The 24,577-nt window shown below is 37.9% G+C and carries 16 protein-coding genes; 4 read left to right on the forward strand and 12 right to left on the reverse strand.

Features of this window, described 5'->3' with window-relative positions:
- Complete coding sequence (locus tag IGK91_RS07290; RefSeq protein WP_081123294.1) at positions 1 to 2,238, reverse strand: alpha-galactosidase; 2,238 nt, start codon at positions 2,236 to 2,238, stop codon at positions 1 to 3.
- A gap of 115 nt (positions 2,239 to 2,353) precedes the next feature.
- Here IGK91_RS07290 and IGK91_RS07295 point away from each other — a divergent pair, with 115 nt between their 5' ends.
- Entirely contained in the window at positions 2,354 to 3,385 is a 1,032-nt protein-coding gene (locus IGK91_RS07295) for a LacI family DNA-binding transcriptional regulator (protein ID WP_010718997.1), read from the forward strand.
- 52 nt (positions 3,386 to 3,437) lie between these two features.
- Here IGK91_RS07295 and IGK91_RS07300 read toward each other — a convergent pair whose 3' ends face one another.
- Positions 3,438 to 4,229, reverse strand: coding sequence for a MerR family transcriptional regulator (locus IGK91_RS07300; protein WP_430605273.1), 792 nt, complete (start codon positions 4,227 to 4,229; stop codon positions 3,438 to 3,440).
- A 99-nt stretch (positions 4,230 to 4,328) separates the two neighbouring features.
- On the opposite strand from IGK91_RS07300, the gene IGK91_RS07305 reads away from it, so the two are divergent.
- Together IGK91_RS07305 and IGK91_RS07310 are read left to right on the forward strand one after the other, a co-directional pair.
- Positions 4,329 to 6,068, forward strand: a complete 1,740-nt coding sequence (locus IGK91_RS07305) for an ABC transporter ATP-binding protein (RefSeq protein ID WP_010737710.1) — start codon at positions 4,329 to 4,331, stop codon at positions 6,066 to 6,068.
- Positions 6,065 to 7,852 carry an ABC transporter ATP-binding protein gene (locus IGK91_RS07310; protein WP_181934316.1) on the forward strand — a complete coding sequence of 596 codons (1,788 nt, stop codon included), beginning with the start codon at positions 6,065 to 6,067 and terminating at the stop codon, positions 7,850 to 7,852. Before IGK91_RS07305 ends, IGK91_RS07310 begins: the two co-directional genes overlap by 4 nt.
- Before the next feature lie 481 nt (positions 7,853 to 8,333).
- Here the strand turns inward: IGK91_RS07310 and IGK91_RS07315 are convergent, their stop codons facing one another.
- Positions 8,334 to 9,869 carry a WD40/YVTN/BNR-like repeat-containing protein gene (locus IGK91_RS07315; RefSeq protein ID WP_430605274.1) on the reverse strand — a complete coding sequence of 512 codons (1,536 nt, stop codon included), beginning with the start codon at positions 9,867 to 9,869 and terminating at the stop codon, positions 8,334 to 8,336.
- Between the two features lie 64 nt (positions 9,870 to 9,933).
- On the reverse strand, positions 9,934 to 12,150 hold the full coding sequence (locus IGK91_RS07320; protein WP_181934317.1) for a BspA family leucine-rich repeat surface protein: 2,217 nt from the start codon (positions 12,148 to 12,150) through the stop codon (positions 9,934 to 9,936).
- 204 nt (positions 12,151 to 12,354) lie between these two features.
- Here IGK91_RS07320 and IGK91_RS07325 point away from each other — a divergent pair, with 204 nt between their 5' ends.
- Complete coding sequence (locus IGK91_RS07325) at positions 12,355 to 13,824, forward strand: helix-turn-helix domain-containing protein (RefSeq protein ID WP_063627210.1); 1,470 nt, start codon at positions 12,355 to 12,357, stop codon at positions 13,822 to 13,824.
- A 68-nt stretch (positions 13,825 to 13,892) separates the two neighbouring features.
- Here IGK91_RS07325 and IGK91_RS07330 read toward each other — a convergent pair whose 3' ends face one another.
- From IGK91_RS07330 to pcrA, 8 genes are all read right to left on the reverse strand, one after another.
- Entirely contained in the window at positions 13,893 to 14,021 is a 129-nt protein-coding gene (locus IGK91_RS07330) for a hypothetical protein (protein WP_010718988.1), read from the reverse strand.
- An 83-nt stretch (positions 14,022 to 14,104) separates the two neighbouring features.
- Positions 14,105 to 15,478 (reverse strand): 23S rRNA (uracil(1939)-C(5))-methyltransferase RlmD, encoded by a 1,374-nt coding sequence (rlmD, locus tag IGK91_RS07335; protein ID WP_010737715.1) that lies wholly within the window; start codon positions 15,476 to 15,478, stop codon positions 14,105 to 14,107.
- Positions 15,479 to 15,809: 331 nt separating this feature from the next.
- Positions 15,810 to 16,850, reverse strand: coding sequence for a diacylglycerol kinase (locus IGK91_RS07340; RefSeq protein ID WP_010718986.1), 1,041 nt, complete (start codon positions 16,848 to 16,850; stop codon positions 15,810 to 15,812).
- Positions 16,851 to 16,859: 9 nt separating this feature from the next.
- Complete coding sequence (gene gatB, locus IGK91_RS07345; RefSeq protein ID WP_010737716.1) at positions 16,860 to 18,290, reverse strand: Asp-tRNA(Asn)/Glu-tRNA(Gln) amidotransferase subunit GatB; 1,431 nt, start codon at positions 18,288 to 18,290, stop codon at positions 16,860 to 16,862.
- Positions 18,287 to 19,759 (reverse strand): Asp-tRNA(Asn)/Glu-tRNA(Gln) amidotransferase subunit GatA, encoded by a 1,473-nt coding sequence (gatA, locus tag IGK91_RS07350; RefSeq protein WP_181934318.1) that lies wholly within the window; start codon positions 19,757 to 19,759, stop codon positions 18,287 to 18,289. Before gatA ends, gatB begins: the two co-directional genes overlap by 4 nt.
- Entirely contained in the window at positions 19,759 to 20,064 is a 306-nt protein-coding gene (gene gatC / locus IGK91_RS07355; RefSeq protein ID WP_010718983.1) for an Asp-tRNA(Asn)/Glu-tRNA(Gln) amidotransferase subunit GatC, read from the reverse strand. The genes gatA and gatC overlap by 1 nt, the downstream gene beginning before the upstream one ends.
- Before the next feature lie 108 nt (positions 20,065 to 20,172).
- A complete protein-coding gene (gene ligA / locus IGK91_RS07360; protein WP_010737718.1) occupies positions 20,173 to 22,203 on the reverse strand; it encodes an NAD-dependent DNA ligase LigA in 2,031 nt (676 codons plus the stop codon).
- Between the two features lie 16 nt (positions 22,204 to 22,219).
- Positions 22,220 to 24,457: a DNA helicase PcrA gene (gene pcrA / locus IGK91_RS07365; RefSeq protein ID WP_081123301.1), complete on the reverse strand. Its 2,238-nt coding sequence runs from the start codon at positions 24,455 to 24,457 to the stop codon at positions 22,220 to 22,222.
- Between the last annotated feature and the right edge of the window lie 120 nt (positions 24,458 to 24,577).

A 24,577-nucleotide genomic window follows, 5' to 3' on the forward strand; every position in this document is an offset into this window, starting at 1 on the left:
CTATTCTCCTTCGTCTATACTCATAAAATGAATCAATTCTGTTTGAAAATCGCCATAAAAATCTGGGAAATAAAGACCTATTGTCATTAATTCCGATCCTGAATATACTTTGCCATCTATCTGGTTCTGGTATAGTTTTTCTTCGCTTAGTCCAACAAGGCGTACCTCATGAAATTCGGGCTGTGCATTTGCTAACCGACGATTTATAAATAAGAGGACTTCCTGTTGGTTTTTTGAAACAAATTCCCAGGAAGCAATATTTTGCTCAAAGGGATTTTGTAAACGATAGAAATCACCATATTGGACTGTCTGTCTGATTTTTTTATAAAATTCTACCTGTGCGGCTACTTCCTGCTTTTCCTCACTAGATAATTTTGTTAGATCGAGTTCATATCCAAACACCCCGCCCATGGCCACATCTCCACGTGTTTTTAAACTGGTGACTCGACCCGTTTGATGATTAGGAACAGCTGATACATGGGCAGTCATAGCTGAAATAGGATAAGCTAAGCTCGTCCCATATTGGATATTGATGCGTTCAACCGCATCTGTATTGTCACTAGTCCAAGACTGTGGCATATAATAAAGCAGCCCTGCATCGAACCGTCCACCACCACCAGAACATCCTTCCCAAAGGATATGAGGATAGTCGTTTGTTAAGTTTTCCATCATCTCATATAATCCTAATAGATAACGATGCAAAACTTCCCCTTGGTTTTGTTTGCCCAATGACACCGAATAGACATCAGATAGCGATCGATTCATATCCCATTTGATATAGTCGATCTCCACACTGTCTAACAAATGCCGTAACTGTGTTTCAATCGTCTGCCGGACTTCTTTTCGGGTAAAATCAAGGACGTGTTGAGATCTAGAAGCTGATGGTTGACGACCTGGTTCTTTCATCATAAATTCGGGATGATTCCGATTTAATTGAGAGTCGCTGGAAACCATTTCAGGCTCAACCCACAAGCCAAACTTTAGTCCTTTTTGGTGAACATAGTCAGCGATCCCTTTTAAGCCATTTTTCAATTTCCCTTGATATTCAAACCAGTCTCCTAGAGAAGATTGGTCCGAATCTCTTTTCCCAAACCAGCCATCATCTAAAACAAACATCTCTATCGCTAATTCGTTTGCTTCATCAACGATCGCTTCGATCTTTTTGCTCGTAAAGTCAAAATAAGTCGCTTCCCAATTGTTGACTAGGATCGGACGTTCTTGGTATTGGAATCGCCCTCTTGCTACTCGTTCCCGTAATAAATGATGGGTCACTTGACTCATCCCATTCAACCCTTGATCAGAATAAGTTAAGAGTATTTCCGGTGTTTGGAAGCTTTCATATGGTTGTAACTCCCAAGAAAAATTATAGGGATTGATTCCACCGATCACTCTAAATTGTTGAATGGTATCTTTTTCAATCTCAAAGGAATGATTTCCTGAATAAACAAGATGGATCCCAATCGCTTCCCCTGTGAATTCAGTTGTTGCATGATTTGTCAAGGCGATGAATGAATTCATCTGATGACTGCTTGAACCACGACGGCTTTCAAATGATTTGATGCCATCTGTTATGCTTTGTCTAGACATCTGCCGTTCTTTGACATGCGCTCCTGGTAAGGCAATCACTTCATCAAACCGGCCTGAATTCGTAAAATCAAGTTGAAAAGAGGCTGCTTTTTCAATCATCACTGGATCATTGGTTTCATTTCTTACCTTCAGCGAACGTGTAATCACTGCTCTTTCTCGATAAATCGTATAGGAAAGATCCACGTAAATCTTTTCTTCACGATCTTTCAACGTCACGATCAATGTTTCTGCCTCTGTATCATTCTTGATATACGCTTGCGGTAATCCAGATAAATTTGGCTTTCCTTCTTGGATCTGAAAACTTTCATAACGTAGATCAAGCAGATTTGATCCATTTTCTCGACGAATCATCAAGGCAGGTAATCGATAATCCATCCCTCCGTGCCCTGAATACTCTTGTGGTAATGTATCTTTTGAATACGTTCGATCTTCATTTAAGGGGACGTTCCCAGAAAAGCCACGATCTCTGCGAGGATATTTTTTATGATTATGATAATGGGTCGTTCTTTTACCAAAATAAACATGAGCCAGAACTTCACTTTCTTCAATTTGAAGAATATAGGAAATTTCTGAATTGGATAGATGAAATACTTTTTCCTGTTCGTCAAATGTGATTAAAGCTACTCTTTGATTCTTCATCACTTGTTCCATTGTTTCACCTCTCAAATAAATAGTAACCGTTTACTTTTGTTACATTTCCTGTATACTGTTTACTAAACAAATATGTCAATAAAAATTTTTATTTTTTTGTAAGGGGTGCCATTTTATGGTTGGAATTAGAGATGTCGCAAGAAAAGCCAATGTTTCACCTGCTACGGTCTCAAGAGTTTTGAATGAAGACAAAACGATCAGTGTCTCTGCTGCTACTCGTCAACGGATTTTCACTGCAGCTGCCACATTAAATTATGATATCAACAAGCGAAAATATATTAAAAAACGCCGTCCTTCCATCGGTGTCATTTCAGCAATCAGTAAAGCCAGCGAAGAAAAAGATATTTATTATCGAGAATTACGAGCAGGTCTAGAAGAAGAAGCCAGCCGACTCCATATCGGCATGAATCGAATTTATAATATGTCGGATAACCCGACCGAGTGGAAAGATTTGGATCAATTAGGTGCTATAATCGTAGTCGGTACGATCGATAAAGGTGCAATCGCCGATTTATTGAAACAGAACCGACAATTAGTTGTAGTAGATAATCCAGATATCCAACAAGAAGTGGATATGGTCTATGGGGATCTCGAACGAATGACTAAATCTGTTTTAGAACTTTTTTTAGACAATGGGCACACCAACATCGCTTATATTGGTGGTTATCAAATCGATATTAACGAAGCTGGTCGGAAATCAACAACTGAGAATGAAAAAAGGCTCAGAGCCTACCGCCATTTCATGCAAGACCATCATTTGACCAAACAGATCAATTATTATTTAGGAGAATGGACAGAGGAATCCGGAGAGCAGTTAGCGACCAAACTTCTCGAAAAACAAAAACATGATTTACCGACGGCCATTTTGATCGGCAGCGATCCTTTAGCATTAGGTGTTTATCGAGCATTACAAAAAGACAATCGAAAAATTGGAGAAGAGATCGTTCTAGTTAGCTTCGATAACATCGAGGCGATTGCTGATTTATCTCCTAGTTTAACAAGTGTAGCGATCAATGCAAAAGCCATTGGTCAGTCTGCTGTTCGATTAGCGGTGGAGCGAATCGATGGTTTGAGAGAGGAACCGATCATTGTCACTTATCCTACACGACTAATCATTAGAGAAAGTTTTAACCCTGATAAATCCTAACCAAATAGACGAAGAAGAGCGAGATAACTATCCTTTCCCGCTCCTTCTTCGTCTACTTTTGCTTATACTCATTTGTTAAATCAGCTTCTACTTTTTGGCTTTCGATCCATCCTAAATAATATTCATGATAGACTCCTTCTTCCGTTTGCTTCGTTAGCAGATACTGTCCAATCACATTTCCTGTTTGATACCCTCGTTGAGCTAATGTTAACCTTACTTCTTCGATATTGTTCTTTTCGGTATGATTGACTTCCACTTGTAATAAAAATCGATGATAAGTTTTACCAGGCTGATTGTACCAAACAATTTTAGACAGTGGAATTGTGGCTGATGTTTGGTCTGTACAGAAGCCATAAATCATTTCATCGCTCAGCGAAAAATCAAAATACCCACCGAAGCTGGCATAGTTTTCAAGATAGGCTTTCGAATCTAAAATGTCGTCGGAATCCACTATGACGATTGCCGCAAAAGGAATTGTTTCTTTGGTAATGCCTCGATTGTCAATCATAAGTTTTAATTGTTCTTTTCGAGCCAAGATTTCTTCATGTTTTTTTTGCAGACTTATTTTTTCTTGCTTAATCCGCTGCTCTGTTTCTGCAATCGTTGCATAATGTTCTTCGATCGTTTTTCCATATAAATTTTTCATCTGTTTGATTGGAACATCTAATTTTCGATAGAAATTGATGTCATAGATCTGAAAAATATCATCAATATTAAACATCCGATACCCGTTTTCTTCATGGCGTAGAGAATGGATTAACCCTTGCTCATCCCAAAAACGAATCGTTGACTTTGGTACATTTAGTAGTTCCGAGACTTCTCCGATTGTGTAAAGTTTTGGCATTTCCGCTCACCTCTTGTTAATTTTACCGCTTCTTCTATTGACCTTCAAGTAACTTTAAGGTGTAAAATTCATTATTGTCTAGTAAAAGGAGGAAACAAAATGACATTACTTAAACAATTCCTATGGAAGAATAAAAAAATCGTAGGCATGACTTTTTTATTCGTCTGTTTACAAATCATGGGTACACTTGGTGTCCCTAAATTAGTGGCAACATTAATTGATGAAGGGATAGTTACTGGTCAAAACAGTAAAATTTATACCATTGGTCTACAAATGGTATTCGTAGCCTTGCTAGGTACTTTTTCAGCGATTGCTTCTAGCTATTTTTCTGCACTAGTGTCTGCAAAATTTGGCTACCAAACAAGGGAAACCTATTTTGATAAGTTCCAACAATTATCGATGAAAGATGCAGATGAATTTGGAAGTGCCTCACTCCTGACTCGAATGACTAATGATGTAGATAATATCCAACAAATGATTGTACTCTTTTGTCAAATGATCTTACCTGCACCAATCATTGCGGTGTTTACAATTGTCATGATGCTTCAATATTCCATGACATTGACGTTGATTACATTGATTTCTGTGTTTATTTATGCTGTCGTTATTTACATTTTAATGAAAAAAGGAACCCCTCTATCTCTCAGTATTCAACCAAAAATGGATCGTATCACAGTGACTTTAAGGGAATTTTTTACAGGTGTGAATATGATTCGAGCCTTCAACAATCAAGACTATGAGGAGAAGCGCACCAATCAAACATTTGAGAAGTATGCCACACAGATGATCCGAGTCAATCGCGTATTTGCTTGGGTCACTCCGATTGCATTTTTATTAATGGGGATCGTATACAGCGCCATTCTTTGGTTTGGTGGTTCGTTGGTCAGTGAAGGTACACTACAGATCGGGACTGTTACTGCCATCGTCGAATATTCGATGCTCACGTTGGCTTATCTAATGACTGCAGCTATGGTGTTAGTCGTCGTTCCAAAATCGATGTCCTCTCTTCGGCGGATCGAAGAAGTGTTGAATCAACCTATTGAGATCATTGATCCGGAAAATCCATCAACAGCTTCGCTGAATATGGATGATGAGCATGTGTTATCTTTTGAACACGTTTCTTTCAGTTATACCAAAGATTCGGAACCTGTATTGGAAGATATCCATTTTAAGGTACCTAAAGGCAAAACAACTGCCATCGTTGGCGGAACTGGTTCTGGTAAAAGTACAATTGCCAAATTGCTTCTTCGTTTGAATGATGTGACCAGTGGACAGATTACATTAGGGGGGAAACCACTTCAACAATTAACACAAGAAATGATTCGCTCAAAAATCAGCTATGTTCCGCAAAAAGCGTTTCTGTTTAGTGGAACAATTTTATCAAACCTGCAAATGGGTAATGAGCATGCAACAGAAGAAGAATTGACCTCAGCTATACGTATTTCACAATTAGAGGAAGTTTTGGATAAATTGCCCAAAAAATTAGCTAGTTTTGTTGCACAAGGCGGAGATAATTATTCTGGCGGACAAAAACAACGGATGTGTATTGCACGAGCGCTCATCAAACCAGCAGATATCTATGTTTTCGACGATAGCTTTTCTGCTTTGGACTACAAGACGGATGCAAAACTAAGAACAGCCCTCCATGAAGAAATGGCTGATAAGACATTGATCATTGTGGCTCAAAGATTGAGTACAATCATGAACGCTGATCACATCATCGTTTTAGACAATGGCCGAATCGTGGGACAAGGAACTCACGAAACACTCCTTGCTACTTGTCTTTCTTATCAGGAATTTGCTAAATCACAAGGGATTTTGAAAGAAGGGAATATATGAAAACAACTGATGTAAAAATGAATAAACATAGTTTGATCCGCTTTTGGAAAATGATCCAATCTGATCACAAAACATTTTATGGCTTACTATTATGTAGTTTAATCGGTAACCTGATGGTCGTTGCAATGCCGATGATCATGGGCGTTGGTATCGATCAGCTTTTAAGTCGAATCCGTACGATCGGGATTGCTGAAATGACATTTCATGATGTCAAGGATGCCCTTTTGTTCCCTGTTGTTTTATTACTCGTTTTTTCTTTTTTAAGTAGTATTACTTCTTTCATTCAAGAATACGCAATGGCTTCATTGAGTGAAAAAATCACACTTAATGTTAGAAAAGAAATGACCAAGAAATTCAAAACATTACCAATGGCCTTCTTTGATCAGCATCAGGTAGGAGATATCATCAGCCGAACAACGACTGGTTTGAATCAACTAGCACAAGTCTTGCTAACAGGGATCAATCAATTTTTCACTTCCATCGTAACGATTTTATTTTCAATTTTGATGCTGTTTTATATTGACAGCAAATTGACGTTACTGATTCTTTTATTGATCGTTGGTAGTTCATGGGTCACTCAACTCTTTGCGAATAAAAACAAAAAGATTTCTGATGACAATCAAACAGAACTAGGTTCATTAAATAATAAAGTGGAAGAATATCTTGCAGGTAACTTGGTCATCAAAACATTCAATCAACAAGATCAAGCGATCGAGTCGATCCGTCAAGTAAATCATTCACAGTACCAAGCATTTAAAAAAGCGCAATTCATGAACTTTGCCATCTATCCAGCGATTCGCTTGATCAATCAATCAGCGTTCATTTTAAGTGCTGTCTTAGGTGGGATCTTAGTAATATCTGGTGGACTCACACTAGGATTGTTACAAGCTTATCTGCAGTACATCAATCAAATCTCTGAGCCGATCTCGACCGCTTCTTATGTCATCAATTCGTTACAATCTGCTATGGCGGCGATTGATCGTATTTTTGAGATTATGGATGAACAAAATGAGCGTTCTGATCACGAAAATACAACATCACTTGACCAGCCTGATGGTTCAATCAGGTTCAAAGATGTTCGATTTGGTTATAGTCCAGATAAGATCTTGATGGAAAATGTCAACTTTTCGGCTAAACCAAAACAAACAATTGCAATCGTGGGACCAACTGGGGCAGGAAAAACGACATTAGTCAATTTACTCATGCGATTTTACGAGCTAAACCATGGAAGAATCGAATTCGACGGAATCGATATCACGAAATTCTCTCGTAGTGAGTTACGTAAACACTTTGGGATGGTTTTGCAAAATACGTGGCTCTTTGAAGGCACAGTGGCAGATAATATTGCTTATGGGAAACAGCAAGCTTCCAGAGACGAAATCATTGCGGCTGCCAAAATTGCCCAATGTGATCATTTCATCCGTACGTTACCTGAAGGATATGATACGATTATTTCAAGTGAAAATGGTTCGTTGTCACAAGGACAACAACAGCTACTGACCATTGCTCGGGTATTGCTGGCGAATCCTTCCGTAGTTATTTTAGATGAAGCAACCTCCAGCGTGGATACCCGCACCGAAGCAATGATCCAAAAAGCAATGAATGCTGTCACAGAAAACCGAACCAGCTTTATTATCGCCCATCGGTTATCTACGATTGAAAATGCCGACTTGATTTTAGTGATGGAAAATGGAAATATTATTGAACAAGGAACTCATCAGTCACTATTAAGCAAACCAACACTTTATGCTAGTTTATATAATAGCCAATTTCAAATCACATAAAAGAGGTTGTGAAAAGTGCGCCTTGACCTGAGTAATAAGGAAGAAAATCTCGAAACAGCTCCTCATGTTTTGAGATTTTTAGACTTATTACCGAGGGTCAGCACTTTGAACGCCGTTTATATCAAGAGGTTGTGAAAAGTGCGCTTTGACCCAAGTAATAAGGAAGAAAATCTCGAAACAGCTCCTCATGTTTTGAGATTTTTAGACTTATTACCGAGGGTCAGCACTTTGAACACCGTTTATATCAAGAGGTTGTGAAAAGTACGCTTTGACCTAAGTAATTTTGAACACTTTTTACCTATTTTAAACCCCATAAAAAAGAGCCTGGACTTTTTTCCAAGGCTCTTTTTTATGGGTCTATTCTTTCAATCTCTCTTATTCACAAATTCAATCGTTACATAGAGAACTTTCACTTACATAAATTGTCAATGTCTCTCCTTACGCCATTTTCTTTTTGGTGTTGAAATTCATCTAAACTTTTTTAGCGATTCTCTACTTGCGATAATTGTTGTTCGAATTGCCATGTTTCTCCACCATCAGTCGAATAAAAAAGACAAGCAAACATTTTCCCTGCATCGATCGATCCATTTTTTAGGAGGTAAAACTTGGTTTCCAATTTATTGGCACTTACTTGTACCACTTCATTTGGTGACTGGAACAAATCGATCCCTCCCAATTGATACTCACCCGGGATAGCTACCAAGGATTCTTTGAATGTTAGTCCCCCATCATTCGTATAATAGATGTTTTCTCTTGTAGAAAGGAAACCCAATGTCTTCGTCACAAAACTAACATTTTGAATCGGTTGATTTACGATGGTACTGCCGCTTTTTTGCCAGCTTTGCCCTTTATCGTTGGTCGTATAAATTTTTAGACTTTCCGCAGACATTCCTGTAGAGGATGAAAATACCATGACGCCTTGATCGTTTGTGAAAAAGTTTGCTTTACGATAACGAACCTGTCCGCCTTGATCTGTAATCTGACTTTTTTGCCACGTCTTCCCATTATCAGCTGATGATAATAGGTAAACGTTTTTTTGATCAGGTGAATAGATAAACCAAGAAAAAGTAGGAGAAACATCAAATGTTTTGTCCATCCATTCCCCTTTTGCAACAATACCCGAAGTCAAAGTATAGTCACCAAAACGCAACCAGTCCACAGCAATTGGAACGAAATGCCAGTCTTTTCCTTGATTCGTCGTCAAATACAAGGCTTGTGTTTCTGGGTCTATTTTTACGTCATTCGTTTGCTCAGTGGTCAAATTGACGGATATTTGAACAGGTTTCAATAAACCGTCCTGATTAGTCGAAGTTGGCATTTTTCTTACTTTTTCTTCGCTTTGCATCATAGAGTGTACATTCGTTGCTACTGGTCCTGCATTAATGAATTGATAAACACCCCCGCCAATCAACAAGAGTGTTCCAACTCCAATTGCTAAATGAGAGTAAAAAGGCTCAATTCTTTTTTTGTTTTTTCGGTCTATCGGTTCATTTACTTGCATAAAAACATAGTATCGATTACTGCCATACCAAGTAAGTTGTTCTCCTAGAAAAAGTGAGACACCCTCCATCGTTTGCAGCAGAAAATAACGCCTCTTTTTCGCAAGTGTAAACTCCTTTTTGTTATGATCACTCAAGTAGAGATAATTTTCGTCCTGAGAGCCAACTGAAATATGTAACATATTCGCCACTTGTTTTTCCAGCCATTGATCATAATGCCGAGAGATGTTCCTCTTTTTGAACCATAGCACAGCAACGAGTAAAAACAAGAATAGTCCTATCGCAAAGTCAACATAACTTGAAAAATGGTACAAACTAGTGATTCGCTCCATTTTAAATGAATGTGGATGATTCTGCTTTAAATGATGGTAGATGTTTCCCCATCCGCCAAAGAACAACAGGTTAGCGATTAAATACATCCCAATTTTCCATGTCATTTTTTTCGTTCGTTGATTGATGATAGACAACATCTTTGCTTTTGCTGACATCAATTCAATAATCAATAATTCTTTATCCATCTTGCCAATCTCCTTTTTTTACATTATGACGTAAAACGAGGAGATTGACTAGTTGATTTACGCTTTATTTAACGTTTATCTTTTTTTTGTAAACAAAGTATAATCCAAGTAAGAAGCAAGCCATGCCAATCATAGAAAGACTTGATTTTTGATAACCTGTAGTAGGTAGTTTTTTGTCTTCTTGTTCTTCTTGTTCTTCTTGTTCGTCTTTTTCATCTTTTTTATTTTTTTCATTTTTTTCATTTTTTTCATTTTTTTCGTCTTTTTTATCTCTCTGATCGTTGTTATTCGTTGTCTCATTTGGCGTTGCTGGTACTGGCTTTTTATCCCCCGATTGGTTCGTATCCGCATCTGGTTTTTCTTTAGTTGGTTCAGCTAGCACATGGATTTCAACAGTTTTCTTTTGATGACCGTTTTGATAGGTCACTGGATAAACGCCAACTTTTGTCGTATCCACCTTACCAGAAACCATTTTCTGGTCAAATGTTAGGGGATTTCCTTCCTTATCTGTTGCTGAAATAAAATTATCCTGTGGATCCCAGGTTTCACCAAGGTAAAGCGTCGAATCTTTGGCTAAAATTGATTCATAGTTTGGCTCTTTCTGCCAAACATACGTATCTGCCATCGCTCCTGTATAGTTCGTCATCAATTCTTCTGAAGTTAGCACGTATTCCCCAACAGGGTTCGTAACCGTTCCAGAACCAACGTTTTGCCAATAACCAGTGTTTCCATCTTCTACTGGAATAGCAGGAAGATTGGCTGAATCTACAAAACGATAGCCTTTACCAAGAGTCAATTCATTGAGGCTCGTTGTTCCAGCCAGCATTTCTGCCATTTCTACGGGATCCTCAAACTGAAAATAAGAAAGATCTAATTTTTTTACTTTCGAACAATTTAAGAACATATATGTCAGATAATTCACAGACTCTGTATTGAAATTAGACACATCGATCGTCTCTAGTAACTCACAATTAGCAAACATGTATCTCATTGCTTGGACTAGACTGGTGTCAAAATTAGAAACGTCCAAAGAGGTTAAACTATTACAGCCATTGAACATATAATTCATGGATGTTACTTGACTTGTATCAAAACCTTCCACTGCGATCGTTTTCAATTTGCGACATTGATCAAACATGTAATGCAAATGAACAACCTTTGATGTATCAAAATTAGAAACGTCCACACTCTCTAATTCATAATTCAAACGAAACATCACTGAAAGATCAATCGCACTTGATGTATCGAAATTTGAGACATCCACATAGCGCAACTTCTTACATTCAGCGAATAAACGTGACATATAAACCACATTTGATGTATCAAAGTGAGCGATATCTAAGGTAATTAATTCATTACAAGCAAAAAACATTCTGTTCATGTTGACAACATTACTCGTATCAAAACTAGAAAGATCGATTGATTGTACTTTGGTACATCGACTGAACATGCCACTCATATCAACTACATTACTTGTATCGAAACTTGAAAGATCAAGATGAATGAGATTCTCTGTTTGGTCAAATGCTTCAAAAAACATATTAGACATATTCGTGACATTTGACGTATCCCATCCTGACAAATCAACGCCATTTAGTACACGACAGTCAGAAAAAAAGGAAGTCATATCCGTTACTTGACTTACGTCTAAATAAGCTAAATTCTCAATGGACAAAAGATTACTATATCCATAAAATAAGCGATGAGTTTCTTTAGGAGCAATCGTTGGTCCAGTGAATACCATTTTTTTTATTTTAAATCGATAGCTGTTGAACCAAGGAGGAAAAAACGTAACCGGTGTTTCTCCCAATGTGCCTCCTCCAATATATAATGTACCTTCTGCATCGATTCGCCAAGAACAAGTTCCGAAAACACCACTGGCAATATCGGTGGATTCTTCTGTAGGTGTGGCAGTGTTGAGAAGCGTCTCCTCTTGTTCTGTGTTTTCCGTCAATTGATCCTGATCTAAGTCAACAGCTGATTGACTTTCAGTTGGTTGATCAAGGCTCTCTGATTCCTCTACCAGTTCTTCTTGCGGAACTTCTGTCATTGACTCTTCTAACTCTGGCTGATTTTCATCAGGTTCCTGGATCATTGTTTCTAATGGATTTTCGACCAGATCGTTTTTACCTCCTGGTTCGTTTAAACTAGTTGCTGTTTGTACTTGCTCTTCGTCTGGTTTACTCCATTCTTCGGCATAAGAATAAGAAAACGGATGAAGCAGAGATTGTGTCGCCAACCAAATCGCTAACGAACATTTGACTAACTTTTTCTTGTTCATTGATTTTCCCCCTAAATTCACCATGTTTTTAAAATAAAAGCTATTTATATAATCAACGATTACTTGAAGGAAAAGTTTTCTATTTTTTTCTTTCAAAAAAAATATTAGTAAAAAAATTGAGCTCATCGTTTATTCAAGTTAAAATAAAAAAGATTTCACTAAATAAATTACGCGGCTTTTAATTAAAGTCGGGAAGGAATAAGAATGAATAACCTATTTTTCAGATTATTAAATAACAAGCAATTACAGCGGCAGATAAGAATTCTTTACTATTTACATAAATGTGATTCGATTTCTTCAACTGAAAAACTAGTGAAAGAACTTGAAACAACAGCACCGACACTTCGCGCGGATATTGATTCTTTACAACAATTACTTCCCAAGGGAATGACCATCAAATATTATAAAAAGATCGGTTACCGATTGATGGTGTCTACATTCAAAACGATTGATTCCATTGTCATGGAGATTGCTAAAGATACAATTGTTTATAAATTGATTGACGAAATCTACCGAGGTCGTATTCATTCATTCCAAACTGCCACCGAACAGTTTCATCTCTCGCATTCAGTTTTGAGAAAGACCATTCGCCATATTAACAAAGAATTAAAATTTTATCGCCTTACTTTATCGACTAAACAATTAGATTTATTAGGAAATGAAGCAGATATCCGTTACTTTTTATTTGAGTTTTACCATGGTTTTAGACAAACATTTACGACCAATCATTCTTATCAAACAATCAACAATACATACGAAGAACTCCAAGAAGCGACAACGCAAATCGCAACAAATTATTTTCGCATCAACTTATGGATGAATATTTTAAAACAGCGCTTATTAAATAAACAAATGATTCATCTCGAACCGTCCTTATGTAAAGAAATTAAGGCAAGAACAAGTTTCATTCAGTTTAAATCGGTTTTTAAAAAGTATTTTAAAAGTAGATTTGGTATTACCCAAGTAGCCGAGGAGGAAATTGTTTGGTCTTACCTCATACGCTTACATTGTGTTTCTTACTACCCAGCTAACAAAACTTTGAATCTGTGCTATCCAGAAGATATTCCAACCTTAGAACAGTATGAACCATTTTTACGACCATTACAGAATTCTACAACTATTACAAATGTCGACCTGCTAAAGTTAAAAGGATATCTCAGCAACCTGCGTCTGCTGACAAAAATCTCTTCTCATTTTGAGCGAATCACTTTAGAACTTCATACCAGCGTACCTATGAAAGTCAAAAAACTTTTTAAAGAATGGCAGAACTATTTAAAAAAGTATACACATGTATTACCTTTTTCTGTTACCCACTATCAAGATATCGCCTTAACGTTAAGTATTATTCATTATGCCAATTTAACCTCTTCCTCTACCCAAAAAAAACAGACGATTTTATTTTCATTCCAAGGAGAACCCGGATTAGAAGACTATTTGACTCGATTCGTATGCCAATTGCTTCCACAAAATGTGGTTCCTCTTTTTGTCTCTAATAAATTTATTTCACATAAGATGGTTTTAGAAACTGAGGTTGCATTGGTTGTTTGCAATTATGATTTTCTAGATACAACCTGCCCTTGCCCAGTACTCTTACTTTCTTATTTTCCTACAAAAAAGGAATGGCTCGATCTACAACAATACATTTTTAAATTAGCTTATCCAATCAATGATTGATCATTAGCTGAACAAGTAATAAAAAAAAGAATCAACACGATTTTTAGTTTCGTGTTGATTCTTTTTAATTATTTATTATAAATTTTTGGTCCTTTTCGCATATTCCGTCGATCATTTTTAGGCTCGGCCATTTTTTTTGAACGTCCGCCACCTTGTTTCTTTTTGATCAATTCAAGCATTTTTTCCTTTGTATCCATCTTGCACCCCTTTCTTCATGATTGTCAGCTACGTTATCATTTTCTAGTTTTCTGATTCTTTTACATGATTCACTAAGTTTGAATTATCCCTTAGGTGCTAATAGCGCCACTAATTCCACATGATGTGTTTGTGGGAATAAATCGACTGGTTGTACTTTTTTCACTTCGTAGCCTGACTCAGCAAATAACTTTGCATCTCTGGCAAAAGTTGCTGGATTGCAAGAGATATATACTAATTTCGCAGGTGCCATGTCAATGGCTGACGCAATAAAACGTGCATCTAATCCTTTTCTTGGCGGGTCGACAACGATCACAGATGGTTTGACCCCTTTGTCTTGCCATTTCTTCATGACTGTTTCTGCCTTACCTACTTCGTAATGAGCATTTTCAATTTTGTTTGTTAATGCATTGAATTGTGCATCTTCAATCGCTTCCGGAACAAGTTCCATGCCATAGACCTCTTTAACTTTATCAGCTAGAGATAAACCGATCGTTCCAATACCAGAGTAAGCATCAATGACGGTATCTTCTTTTTGTAACGCTGCAAATTCAATGGCTGTTTGATACAATTTTTCCGTTTGTTCAGTATTCACTTGATAGAATGATTTTGAGGAAATACGGTAAGTTTTGCCCAATAGTTGATCCTCAATATAACTTCTACCATAAAGAACCTTCTCTTTATCGCCTAATATCACGTTTGTTTTCTCTTCGTTGATATTTTGAATGACTGAAACGACTTCTGGCAATTCTTCATGAATAATAGACGCAATTTCCTTACCTTTAAAGAATTTTTCTTTTCGTGTAACTAAAACGACCATCATTTCATGAGAGTAATGACCTCTTCTGATGATAATATGACGGATCTGTCCTTCATTTTTCGCCTCGTTATAACCACGTACTTGGAAACGTTGCAAAATATCTCTCACACGTTTGATAGCTTCATCGATTGCTGGATCTTGAATATAATAATCCTCGATTTCAACTAGTTCATGACTATTCTTTTTATAAAAACCAGTTGCTAGACGACCATCCATTCTTCTCACTGGAATCTGCGCTTTGTTACGATAGCCAACAGGATTCTCCATTGGGATGGTAGGTAAAATGTCAACCTCTGGCATCTTTGCGATCTTGCTCATGACATTTTCCACTTGCTTTTGTTTAAAAAGTAATTGTTGCTCATAGTTCAAATGTGCTAAAGGAGCAATTCCTGTCCGTAGAAGGCGATTATCCTTTAATGGTTGACGGTCTGGTGATTCAGTTAGCCATTTTTCTACTTTTCCATAACCAAATTTATTTCCAACTTTCACTACCAGCACTTCCACTCGTTCGCCTGGCAATGCATTTTCAATAAACAAAGGATAGCCATCGATTTTAGCTACGCCCATACCTTCATAACTTAAATCGATAATATCTAATGTGTAACGTTCATTTTTTTTAACTGATAGTTTCTCTTTCATAATAACTCCTCATTTAGGTTTGTAACTGAAGCAGTTTTGCTTTTAGTACTACGGTCATATCCAAAAAACGATCATTTGTGTTTTATTGGATAGGGACTTGGTACCGGGTTGCTTCAGGACATTTTTTTAGGCACATAGAGCCTTTTTTTGGCAAGTCCATTTATTCACTTGATGCCTTCACTTCATTTACGATCCAATTGTCAATCTTTCGTCCGTCTGCTTTAGATTCAACAAAGAAAAATAACATACTGTTACATAATGATCTTCAATAAATAAGAATTAATTTTTATCATACGAAAGGGTGGAACGATCATTTGTCCCACCCTTTACGTCATTTTTCTTTATCTGCAATCTTGCCGTCACCGTCTATGTCTTCATCAGTCAAACGCTCAACTTCTTTGACAAATTCTTTGCTGACCTCTTCTAACTCCTCTTCGGAACCAGTAATTGCTTCATCTGGAATTTGGTCGATGTTTGCATAAAATTCAATATGTTGATGAAGGTTTTGGAAGTGCATAGGTGCATTTCCACCATATTCGCCGTCTAAGTTGATCATGACTGGTCGGTTGATATCGTCTTCTGTTTCGACATACAAACTGCTGGTTTTCGTATAAATCACTCGAGAATCATCTACATGGCGCCCACCATTCAACATCAAGGCTGCGATATGCAAAATTTCAAAAATATTCGCTGTTTTGACAATAATTAATGAAAATTTACCATCGTCTAGCTTGGCATCAGGAGCAATCTTTTCGAACCCGCCGACTGAATTAGTGAGTCCTAAAAAGAACATAGAGGCATTCCCGATGTATTCTCCTTCATCATATTTCAAGCGCATTTTGATTGGTTTCACTCGAGGCAGCATCTCTGCTCCTTTAGCTAAATATGCCAAATAGCCGAAAATACTCTTTAGTTCTGAAGGAACTTCATAAGTTAACTCCGTTAAATAACCACCCGCAGCGATGTTGATAAAGTAGCTATCTTCCGTTTGACCGATATCCATCTTAACCGTCTGATTCTTCTTGATAACTTCAGCTGCGGCTTTGATATCATCCCGTGGAATCTTTAACGCACGTGCGTAATCGTTAGTAGTACCTGCTGGGATAATCGCCATTTTAGGACGATGCTCAAGCGGTGCAATACCGTTAACAACCTCATTGATTGTCCCATCGCCTCCCGCAGCTACCACCAGATCAAATCCATTTTCTGCTGCTCTTCTTGCTTCATTTTTGGCAGAATTTTTTTCTGGTGTTGTCGCATACGCACTTGCTTCATAGCCAGAATCCTCCAAGGCTTGGAGGATATCCGCTAGATTTTTTTTCAACAATTCTTTGCCAGAAGTTGGATTATAAATAACACGAGCTTTTTTCATGATCTACTCCTAGCGTTTTGCTAATTCTTCTTGCAACAGTTTATTAACGACACCTGGATTGGCTTGACCTTTAGTTGCTTTCATGATTTGTCCTACTAAGAAACCAACCGCACGATCTTTTCCGTTTTTGAAGTCATCTACTGATTGTTGGTTATTATCTAAGATTTCGTTGATAATTGGTAATAGTTTGCTTGGATCAGACAACTGAACCCAACCATTTTTTTCAACGACATCTTGTGCGTCGCCACCATTTGTGATCAATTCTCGGAATACTTTTTTCGCAATCTTAGAACTAATCGTACCATCTGCAATCAGACGAATCATGCCTGCTAGATTTTCAGGAGTCAAGTTCGTTTGAGCTAATTCTAGTTTCTCACTGTTCAAGTAAGCAGATACTTCACCCATTAACCAGTTAGATGCCTGTTTTGCATCCGCACCATTCTCTAAAGTCGCTTCAAAGAAGTCAGACATTTCTTTTGATAGAGTTAGAACCATTGCATCATACTCTGGTAACCCTAATTCTTGGATATAACGTTGACGACGAGAAGCAGGCATTTCCGGCAAGCTTGCTTTCACTTTTTGGATCCATTCATCGTCAATCATAAATTTAGGAATATCAGGTTCAGGGAAATAACGATAATCGCTAGAACCTTCTTTGACACGCATCAAAATTGTTTTATTAGTTGTTTCGTCAAAACGTCGTGTCTCTTGTTGGATTTCTCCACCAGAAAGTAAGACTTTTGCTTGACGTTTTTCTTCGAAGGCTAGACCTTTTTTAACAAATGAAAGGGAGTTTAAGTTTTTCAACTCTGCTTTTGTTCCAAATTCTTCCTGTCCATAAGGTCGTAAAGAAATATTGGCATCACAGCGCATAGAACCTTCTTCCATTTTCACATCACTAACTTCAGTAAATTGGATGATTGAACGCAATGCTTCTAGATAAGCATAGGCTTCTTCTGGTGAACGCATATCAGCTTCAGAAACGATCTCGATCAATGGTGTCCCTTGACGGTTTAAGTCAACGTAAGAATAGCCACCAATACCATGCATGTTCTTACCAGCATCTTCTTCTAAGTGAACACGTTCGATCCGTATTTTCTTTTTCTTACCTTCAACTTCGATCTCGATCCAACCGTCATGCCCAATGGGTTGATCAAATTGTGAGATTTGGTAAGCTTTTGGATTATCTGGGTAAAAATAATTTTTACGATCAAAATGTGTGTCTTTAGAAATTTCACAGTTCAAAGCGAGTGCTGCTCGCATACCAAATTCTAATGCTGCTTTATTCATTACTGGTAAAACACCAGGATATCCCCAGTCGATCACATTTGTATTGCTGTTTGGTTCAGCTCCAAAATGTGCAGGAGCTGGAGAGAAAATTTTTGAGTTGGTCTTTAACTCAACGTGGACTTCAAGCCCAATGATTGTTTCAAAGTTCATTCGCCTTTCCCTCCTAAAATTGCTGGTTTTTGATTATGGAATTGTGTTGCTTGTTCAAAAGCATAGGCTGCTTGGTACATTGTTTTTTCATCAAAATAATTACCAATGATTTGTAAACCAACCGGCATATCCTCAGATAATCCCGCAGGAACTGACATTCCTGGTAAACCAGCTAAGTTAACAGGAATTGTTAAGATGTCACTCATGTACATCGTGATTGGATCATTGATGTTTTCACCGATACCAAATGCCACTGTTGGAGAAGATGGGCCGATGATCAGATCGTAGTCTGCAAAGACTTTTTCAAAATCACGTTTGATCAATGTTCGAACTTGACCCGCTTTTTTAAAGTAAGCATCATAATATCCAGCACTTAATGAGAATGTTCCCAACATGATCCGACGTTTGACTTCTTCACCAAAACCTTCAGTACGTGAATTCACATATACATCTTCTAAGTTCTTCACATTTTCTGAACGGTAACCGAAACGGATACCATCAAAACGTTGTAAGTTGGAACTTGCTTCTGATGAGGCAATGATATAGTAGACTGCTACCCCATATTTTGAATGTGGCAAACTTACTTTTTCTACAGTTGCGCCTAATGAACGGAAAGTTTCTGCCGCTTTCAAAATGTTTTCTTTTACGCCAGGAGCGACTCCTTCGCCAAGATATTCTTTTGGTAAAGCAATCTTCATCCCCTTGATGTCGCCAGTTAATCCTTCGGCAAAATTAGGAACAGAAACACCAGAAGATGTGCCATCTTTTTCATCATAGCCACTGATTGCTGTTAAAGCTAATGCATTATCTTTCACGTTGCGAGTCATTGGCCCGATTTGATCTAGTGATGAGGCAAAGGCGATCAAACCAAAACGTGACACACGTCCGTAGGTAGGTTTCATTCCCACGATTCCATTAAATGAAGCTGGTTGGCGAATACTTCCGCCTGTATCACTACCTAAGGAAACTGGGATTTGTCCAGCAGCGACTGCAGCAGCCGAACCACCAGAAGAACCACCAGGAACTTTCGAATGGTCCCAAGCATTTTTTGTTTTCTTAAAGTAAGAAGTTTCTGTACTTCCTCCCATCGCAAACTCATCCATGTTCAATTTACCAACTGGAATCATATCTGCTTGATACACTTTGTCCATGACAGTAGCATCATAGATAGGATCAAAATTATAAAGAATTTTGGAAGCGGCAGTCGTCAACAGATCTTTGGTAACGATATTGTCTTTGATCCCAATTGGAATCCCAGCTAAGACATTATTTTCGTCAATTCCTTTTTCATCTAACGCTTTGGCTTGTGCCAGAGCTTTTTCTTCATTCAATGTAATAAAAGCTTCAATCTCTGGCTCAGTTTCTTTGATTCGCTCAAAGGTTGCTCTTGTTAAATCTTGTGCAGTGATTTCTTTAGAAACCAGTAATGCGTGCAATTCTTCTAAAGAAAGATCATATAGTTTTGTCATTATGCGCCAGCCTCCCCATTGTCAATAATTGCTGGCACTTTGATAAAGCCATCTTCTTTTTCTGGTACATTTCTCAACAATTCATCGCGATCCCAACCAGCACTTGCTCGGTCTTGTCGCATAACGTTCACTGTTTCAACCACATTTGATGTAAATGGAACACCTTCTGTATCAACTTCCTCAAGCATTTCCACCATATCAATGATTTTCCCTAATTGATCAGTAAAACTTGCAAGTTCTTCATCTGCGAACGCAAGTTTTGCTAATTTGGCAACGTGTTTTACTTGTTCTTCACTGATCGCCATACTACCCCTTCTTTCTAAACGAGTTAAAAACTTTGCTCTCTATTTTAACATAAGTGATTCCCATCTGAAATTGTTTCTTGAAATTTGTCTGAAAAAAATCAGATTTTCTTAATTAAAATGACTGTCAGCTAATGCTTCTGCCATTTTTTCTTCTGACCATACGTCGATTCCTAGTTCTTGTGCTTTGGTCAGCTTACTACCAGCGTCTTCACCTGCAACCACGATATCGGTTTTCTTAGACACACTGCCAGTAACCTTACCTCCAAGATTTTCAATGGTTTCTTTTGCTTCTTCACGCGTAAAACGAGTCAATTTCCCTGTTAAAACCACTGTTTTTTCTTTAAAAGGCGAGTCGATCGTTTCGATCTGTGAAGAGCGAATCCCTTTATACTCAAAGTTGACACCTGCTTGTTTTAGTTCGGACATCAAGTCATGGACCTCTTCATTACTGAAATAAGTCACTACGCTATCAGCAATCGTATCGCCGATCGTGTCTAAAACAATGATCGATTCAAAGTCACTTTTACTTAATGTTTCCAGATCGCCAAAATGCTCTGCTAATATCTTCGCTGCCTTGGAGCCGACGTGGCGAATCCCTAAGCCAAATATCAATCTTTCGACCGAATTATCCTTACTATCGTGGATCGCTGTCAATATATTATTGGCTGATTTTTCTTTGATTTTATCTAACGTCAGCAATTCCTCTTCCGTTAGCTTGTAAAGATCAGCCACATCTGTAACTAGTTGTTTATCATACATCTGTGCCAATACTCTTGGTCCTAGGCCATCGATATTCATGGCGTTACGTGAAACAAAATGATTCAATCCTTCTTTGATTTGGGCTGGACACTTCGGATTGATACAACGAAGAGCAACCTCTTCATCAAGATGAACTAATTCACTATGACAGATCGGACAATGTGTTGGTAAAACATAAGGTTCGCTATCAGCAGGTCGTTGATCCAACACGACTTGTGCTACTTCAGGGATAATATCTCCTGCTTTATAGATACGAACAATATCGTTTAACCTTATATCTTTTAACTTGATGTAATCACCGTTATGCAGACTTGCTCGACTAACTGTCGTGCCAGCCACTCGTACCGGAGTCATAATCGCTGTAGGTGTCACAACACCAGTCCGCCCAACCGTCCATTCGATTTCTTCGATCTTCGTTTCTACTTCTTCCGGTGGGAATTTATATGCTGTTGCCCAACGAGGTGCTTTGACAGTAAAACCTAATTGGTCCTGTAAAGAAAAGTCATTCACTTTGATGACGATTCCATCAATTTCATAGGTTAAGTCCATTCGTTTTTCATGGTATTCTTCAATAAATGACCAAACTTCATCAATCGAATGACATAAACGCTTTTCGTGATTCGTATGGAAACCGATCTGTTCTAATTCTTCTAAAGCATCATATTGGGTTGTTGCTTTCATCGGTCCAAAATCCGCTACCGTATATAAAAAAGTATCCAAATTACGTTTTGCAGTAATTTTAGAGTCCAGTTGTCTCAGTGATCCTGCAGCTGCATTTCGAGGATTTGCAAAAATATCTTTTCCTTCTGCTTCTCTTGCTTGATTTAATTGCACAAATGATTTTTTGGGCATAAAACATTCGCCGCGGACTTCGATACTGATAGCATCTTTCAACTTCAATGGGACAGAACGAACTGTTTTTAGATTTTCTGTGATATTTTCGCCAACCGTCCCATCTCCTCTTGTTGCACCACGAACAAATTCGCCATTTTCATAGCGCAAGGAAACCGATAAACCATCAATTTTTAACTCACAGCAGTAATCAACAGGGCGACCAATTGCTTTTTGGACACGTTGATCAAAGGCAAAGAGTTCGTCTTTGCTAAATACGTCATTCAAACTATAAAGCGGAATATCATGAGTCACTTTTTCAAAGCCACTGAGAACTTTCCCCCCTACTCGCTGAGTTGGTGAATCCGAAGTGATTAAATCAGGATATTGCTCTTCAATTGCTACTAATTCAGCATATTCTTGATCATAAACATAATCTTCGACAGTTGGTTTATCTTCAACATAATATTCTCTGGACCAACGATTTAACCGAGATCGTAGTTCTTCTGCTCGTTTTGCAGCTTCATCAATTGTCATTTCATGTTCCATCGTTTATCCCCCCTGTTTAAACTTTTTCAATTGGCGCAAATGCTGCTAACAACCGTTTCACACCTTGACTAGGAAATGCCACGTCCAATTCTAAATCTTTGGCAGTACCATTTACCCTTACCACTGTTCCGATCCCCCATTTTTTATGGTTGACTTTATCGCCTGCTTTCCAGCTATTGCTTTCTCCACCAGTTGCTGTTTTTGAAGAAACAACAGTTGTTACTGGTTGTTTGTAGGCTGGTTTAGCTGTTCTGCTCGTAAAAGGACTCGTTTGTTTTGGCGTTGGCCGCATGCCTTGGACTTCTAATAATTCTTGATCGATTTCTTCTACAAAGCGAGAAGGTCGATTATATTGCGTCCTGCCATATAAGGTACGGGAAAAAGCATTGGTCAGGTAGAGTGCTTCTTCTGCTCTCGTGATCCCGACATAAGCAAGTCTTCGTTCTTCTTCCAATTCGCTTTCTTCCATCAAGGCTCGTGACAATGGGAAAACCCCTTCTTCCAACCCAATCAGAAAGACGACTGGAAATTCAAGACCTTTTGCGGCATGCAAAGTCATCAATGTCACTTGGGTAGTTTCTTCTTCTAAATTATCGATGTCAGAAACTAAGGCCAAGTCATTTAAAAATACAGTTAATTTTTCTTCTGGTGCATCCGCATTTTCTTCATTTTGTTTTTCAAATTGTTTATCAAATTCTTGAGTAACGGTTAAAAATTCTTCCAAGTTTTCGATTCTTGCTTGTGATTCTAAAGTATTTTGAATTTTTAAGTCTTCTAGATACCCACTACGTTCTAAGATTTCTTTTGTCAGTTCGGTCACTGTTAGATAGGGAACCATTTGTGTGACGTCATTGATCATATCGCCAAAAACTGCTAATTGTTGACCGGCTTTTCCACCAATGTTAGTTAAATCAACATTTTGCGCCGCTTCAAGGAGTGGCCATTGGTGGATCGTCGCAAAACTTCTTAATTTCTCGATTGAGCCAGGTCCGATCCCGCGTTTAGGCGAATTAACGATCCGTTCAAAACTGATTGAGTCTTGAGGATTCGCAATCACATTCAAATACGCTAAAATATCCTTAATTTCTTTACGGTCGTAGAACTTATGTCCGCCCACCATTTTATAAGGAATATTCGCTTTTAGTAAGGTTTCTTCCATCACACGAGACTGAGCATTGGTTCGGTACAAAATCGCAAAGTCGCCATAATTTCGTTGATTTTCACGAATTTGCTCTTGCATACGATCCACGATGAAACGTGTTTCATCTCGCTCGTTATCTGCACGGTAGTAAGTGATTTTATTTCCTTCCCGGTTTTCTGTCCAAAGATTTTTCGGCTTTCGATTGCTATTATTTTCGATCACTTGGTTGGCAGCACTTAAAATTGTTTTAGTCGAACGGTAGTTTTGCTCTAATAAAATGACTGTGGCATCCGGATAATCTTTTTCAAAATCCAAAATATTTTGCATATCAGCGCCACGCCAACCGTAAATACTTTGATCAGCATCCCCCACAACACATAAATTTTGGAATCTTTGGGCGAGTAGATTAACTAAAGTATATTGTGCATGGTTCGTGTCTTGGTATTCATCCACATGGATGTAATGGAATTTATTTTGATAATAAGTCAAAGAATCTGGATGCTCTTCAAATAACCGAATGGTATTCATAATCAAGTCATCAAAATCCATACATTGGTTATATTGTAATTCTTTTTGATAAGCTACATAACACTTAGCTGCAATTTCTTCATAGTAGCTTCCTTGCAACTTGGCAAACTCCTGAGGTTTTTGCAAGTTGTTTTTTGCTTGCGAAATCGTTCCAAGTATACTTCTTGGATCGTATTTTTTCGGATCAATATTCAATTCTTTTAAGATACGTTTCATTAAAGACAACTGTTCAGAAGAATCGATAATAGTAAAATTTCGGTTGTAACCGATAAAATCGACATCTCTTCTTAAGATACGCACACACATGGAATGGAAAGTCGATACCCAAACATCTTCGCCACCATATTCTAAAATGGCATTTACCCGCTCCTTCATCTCTTTAGCGGCTTTATTGGTAAAAGTAATCGCTAGGATGTTCCACGGATTTACTTCCTTTTCTTCAATCAAATAAGCAATTCGGTGGGTCAAGACCCTCGTTTTCCCACTACCTGCGCCGGCCATCAATAATAGCGGTCCCTCGGTATGAAGAACCGCTTCTTTTTGTCGAGGATTCATCCCATTCAATAATTCACTTTTGGATGACATTTACAACATCCTTTCTTTTATCAATCCGTTTAATTATAGCATTTCCCCAGCTTTCATTAAAGCATATATTATCTATGAATAGGGTAGTAATAACCGCAATCTGATCACTGCAAGCGAAAT

Source organism: Enterococcus sp. DIV1208 (assembly GCF_050530455.1).
Taxonomy (GTDB): Bacteria; Bacillota; Bacilli; order Lactobacillales; family Enterococcaceae; genus Enterococcus_B; species Enterococcus_B hirae.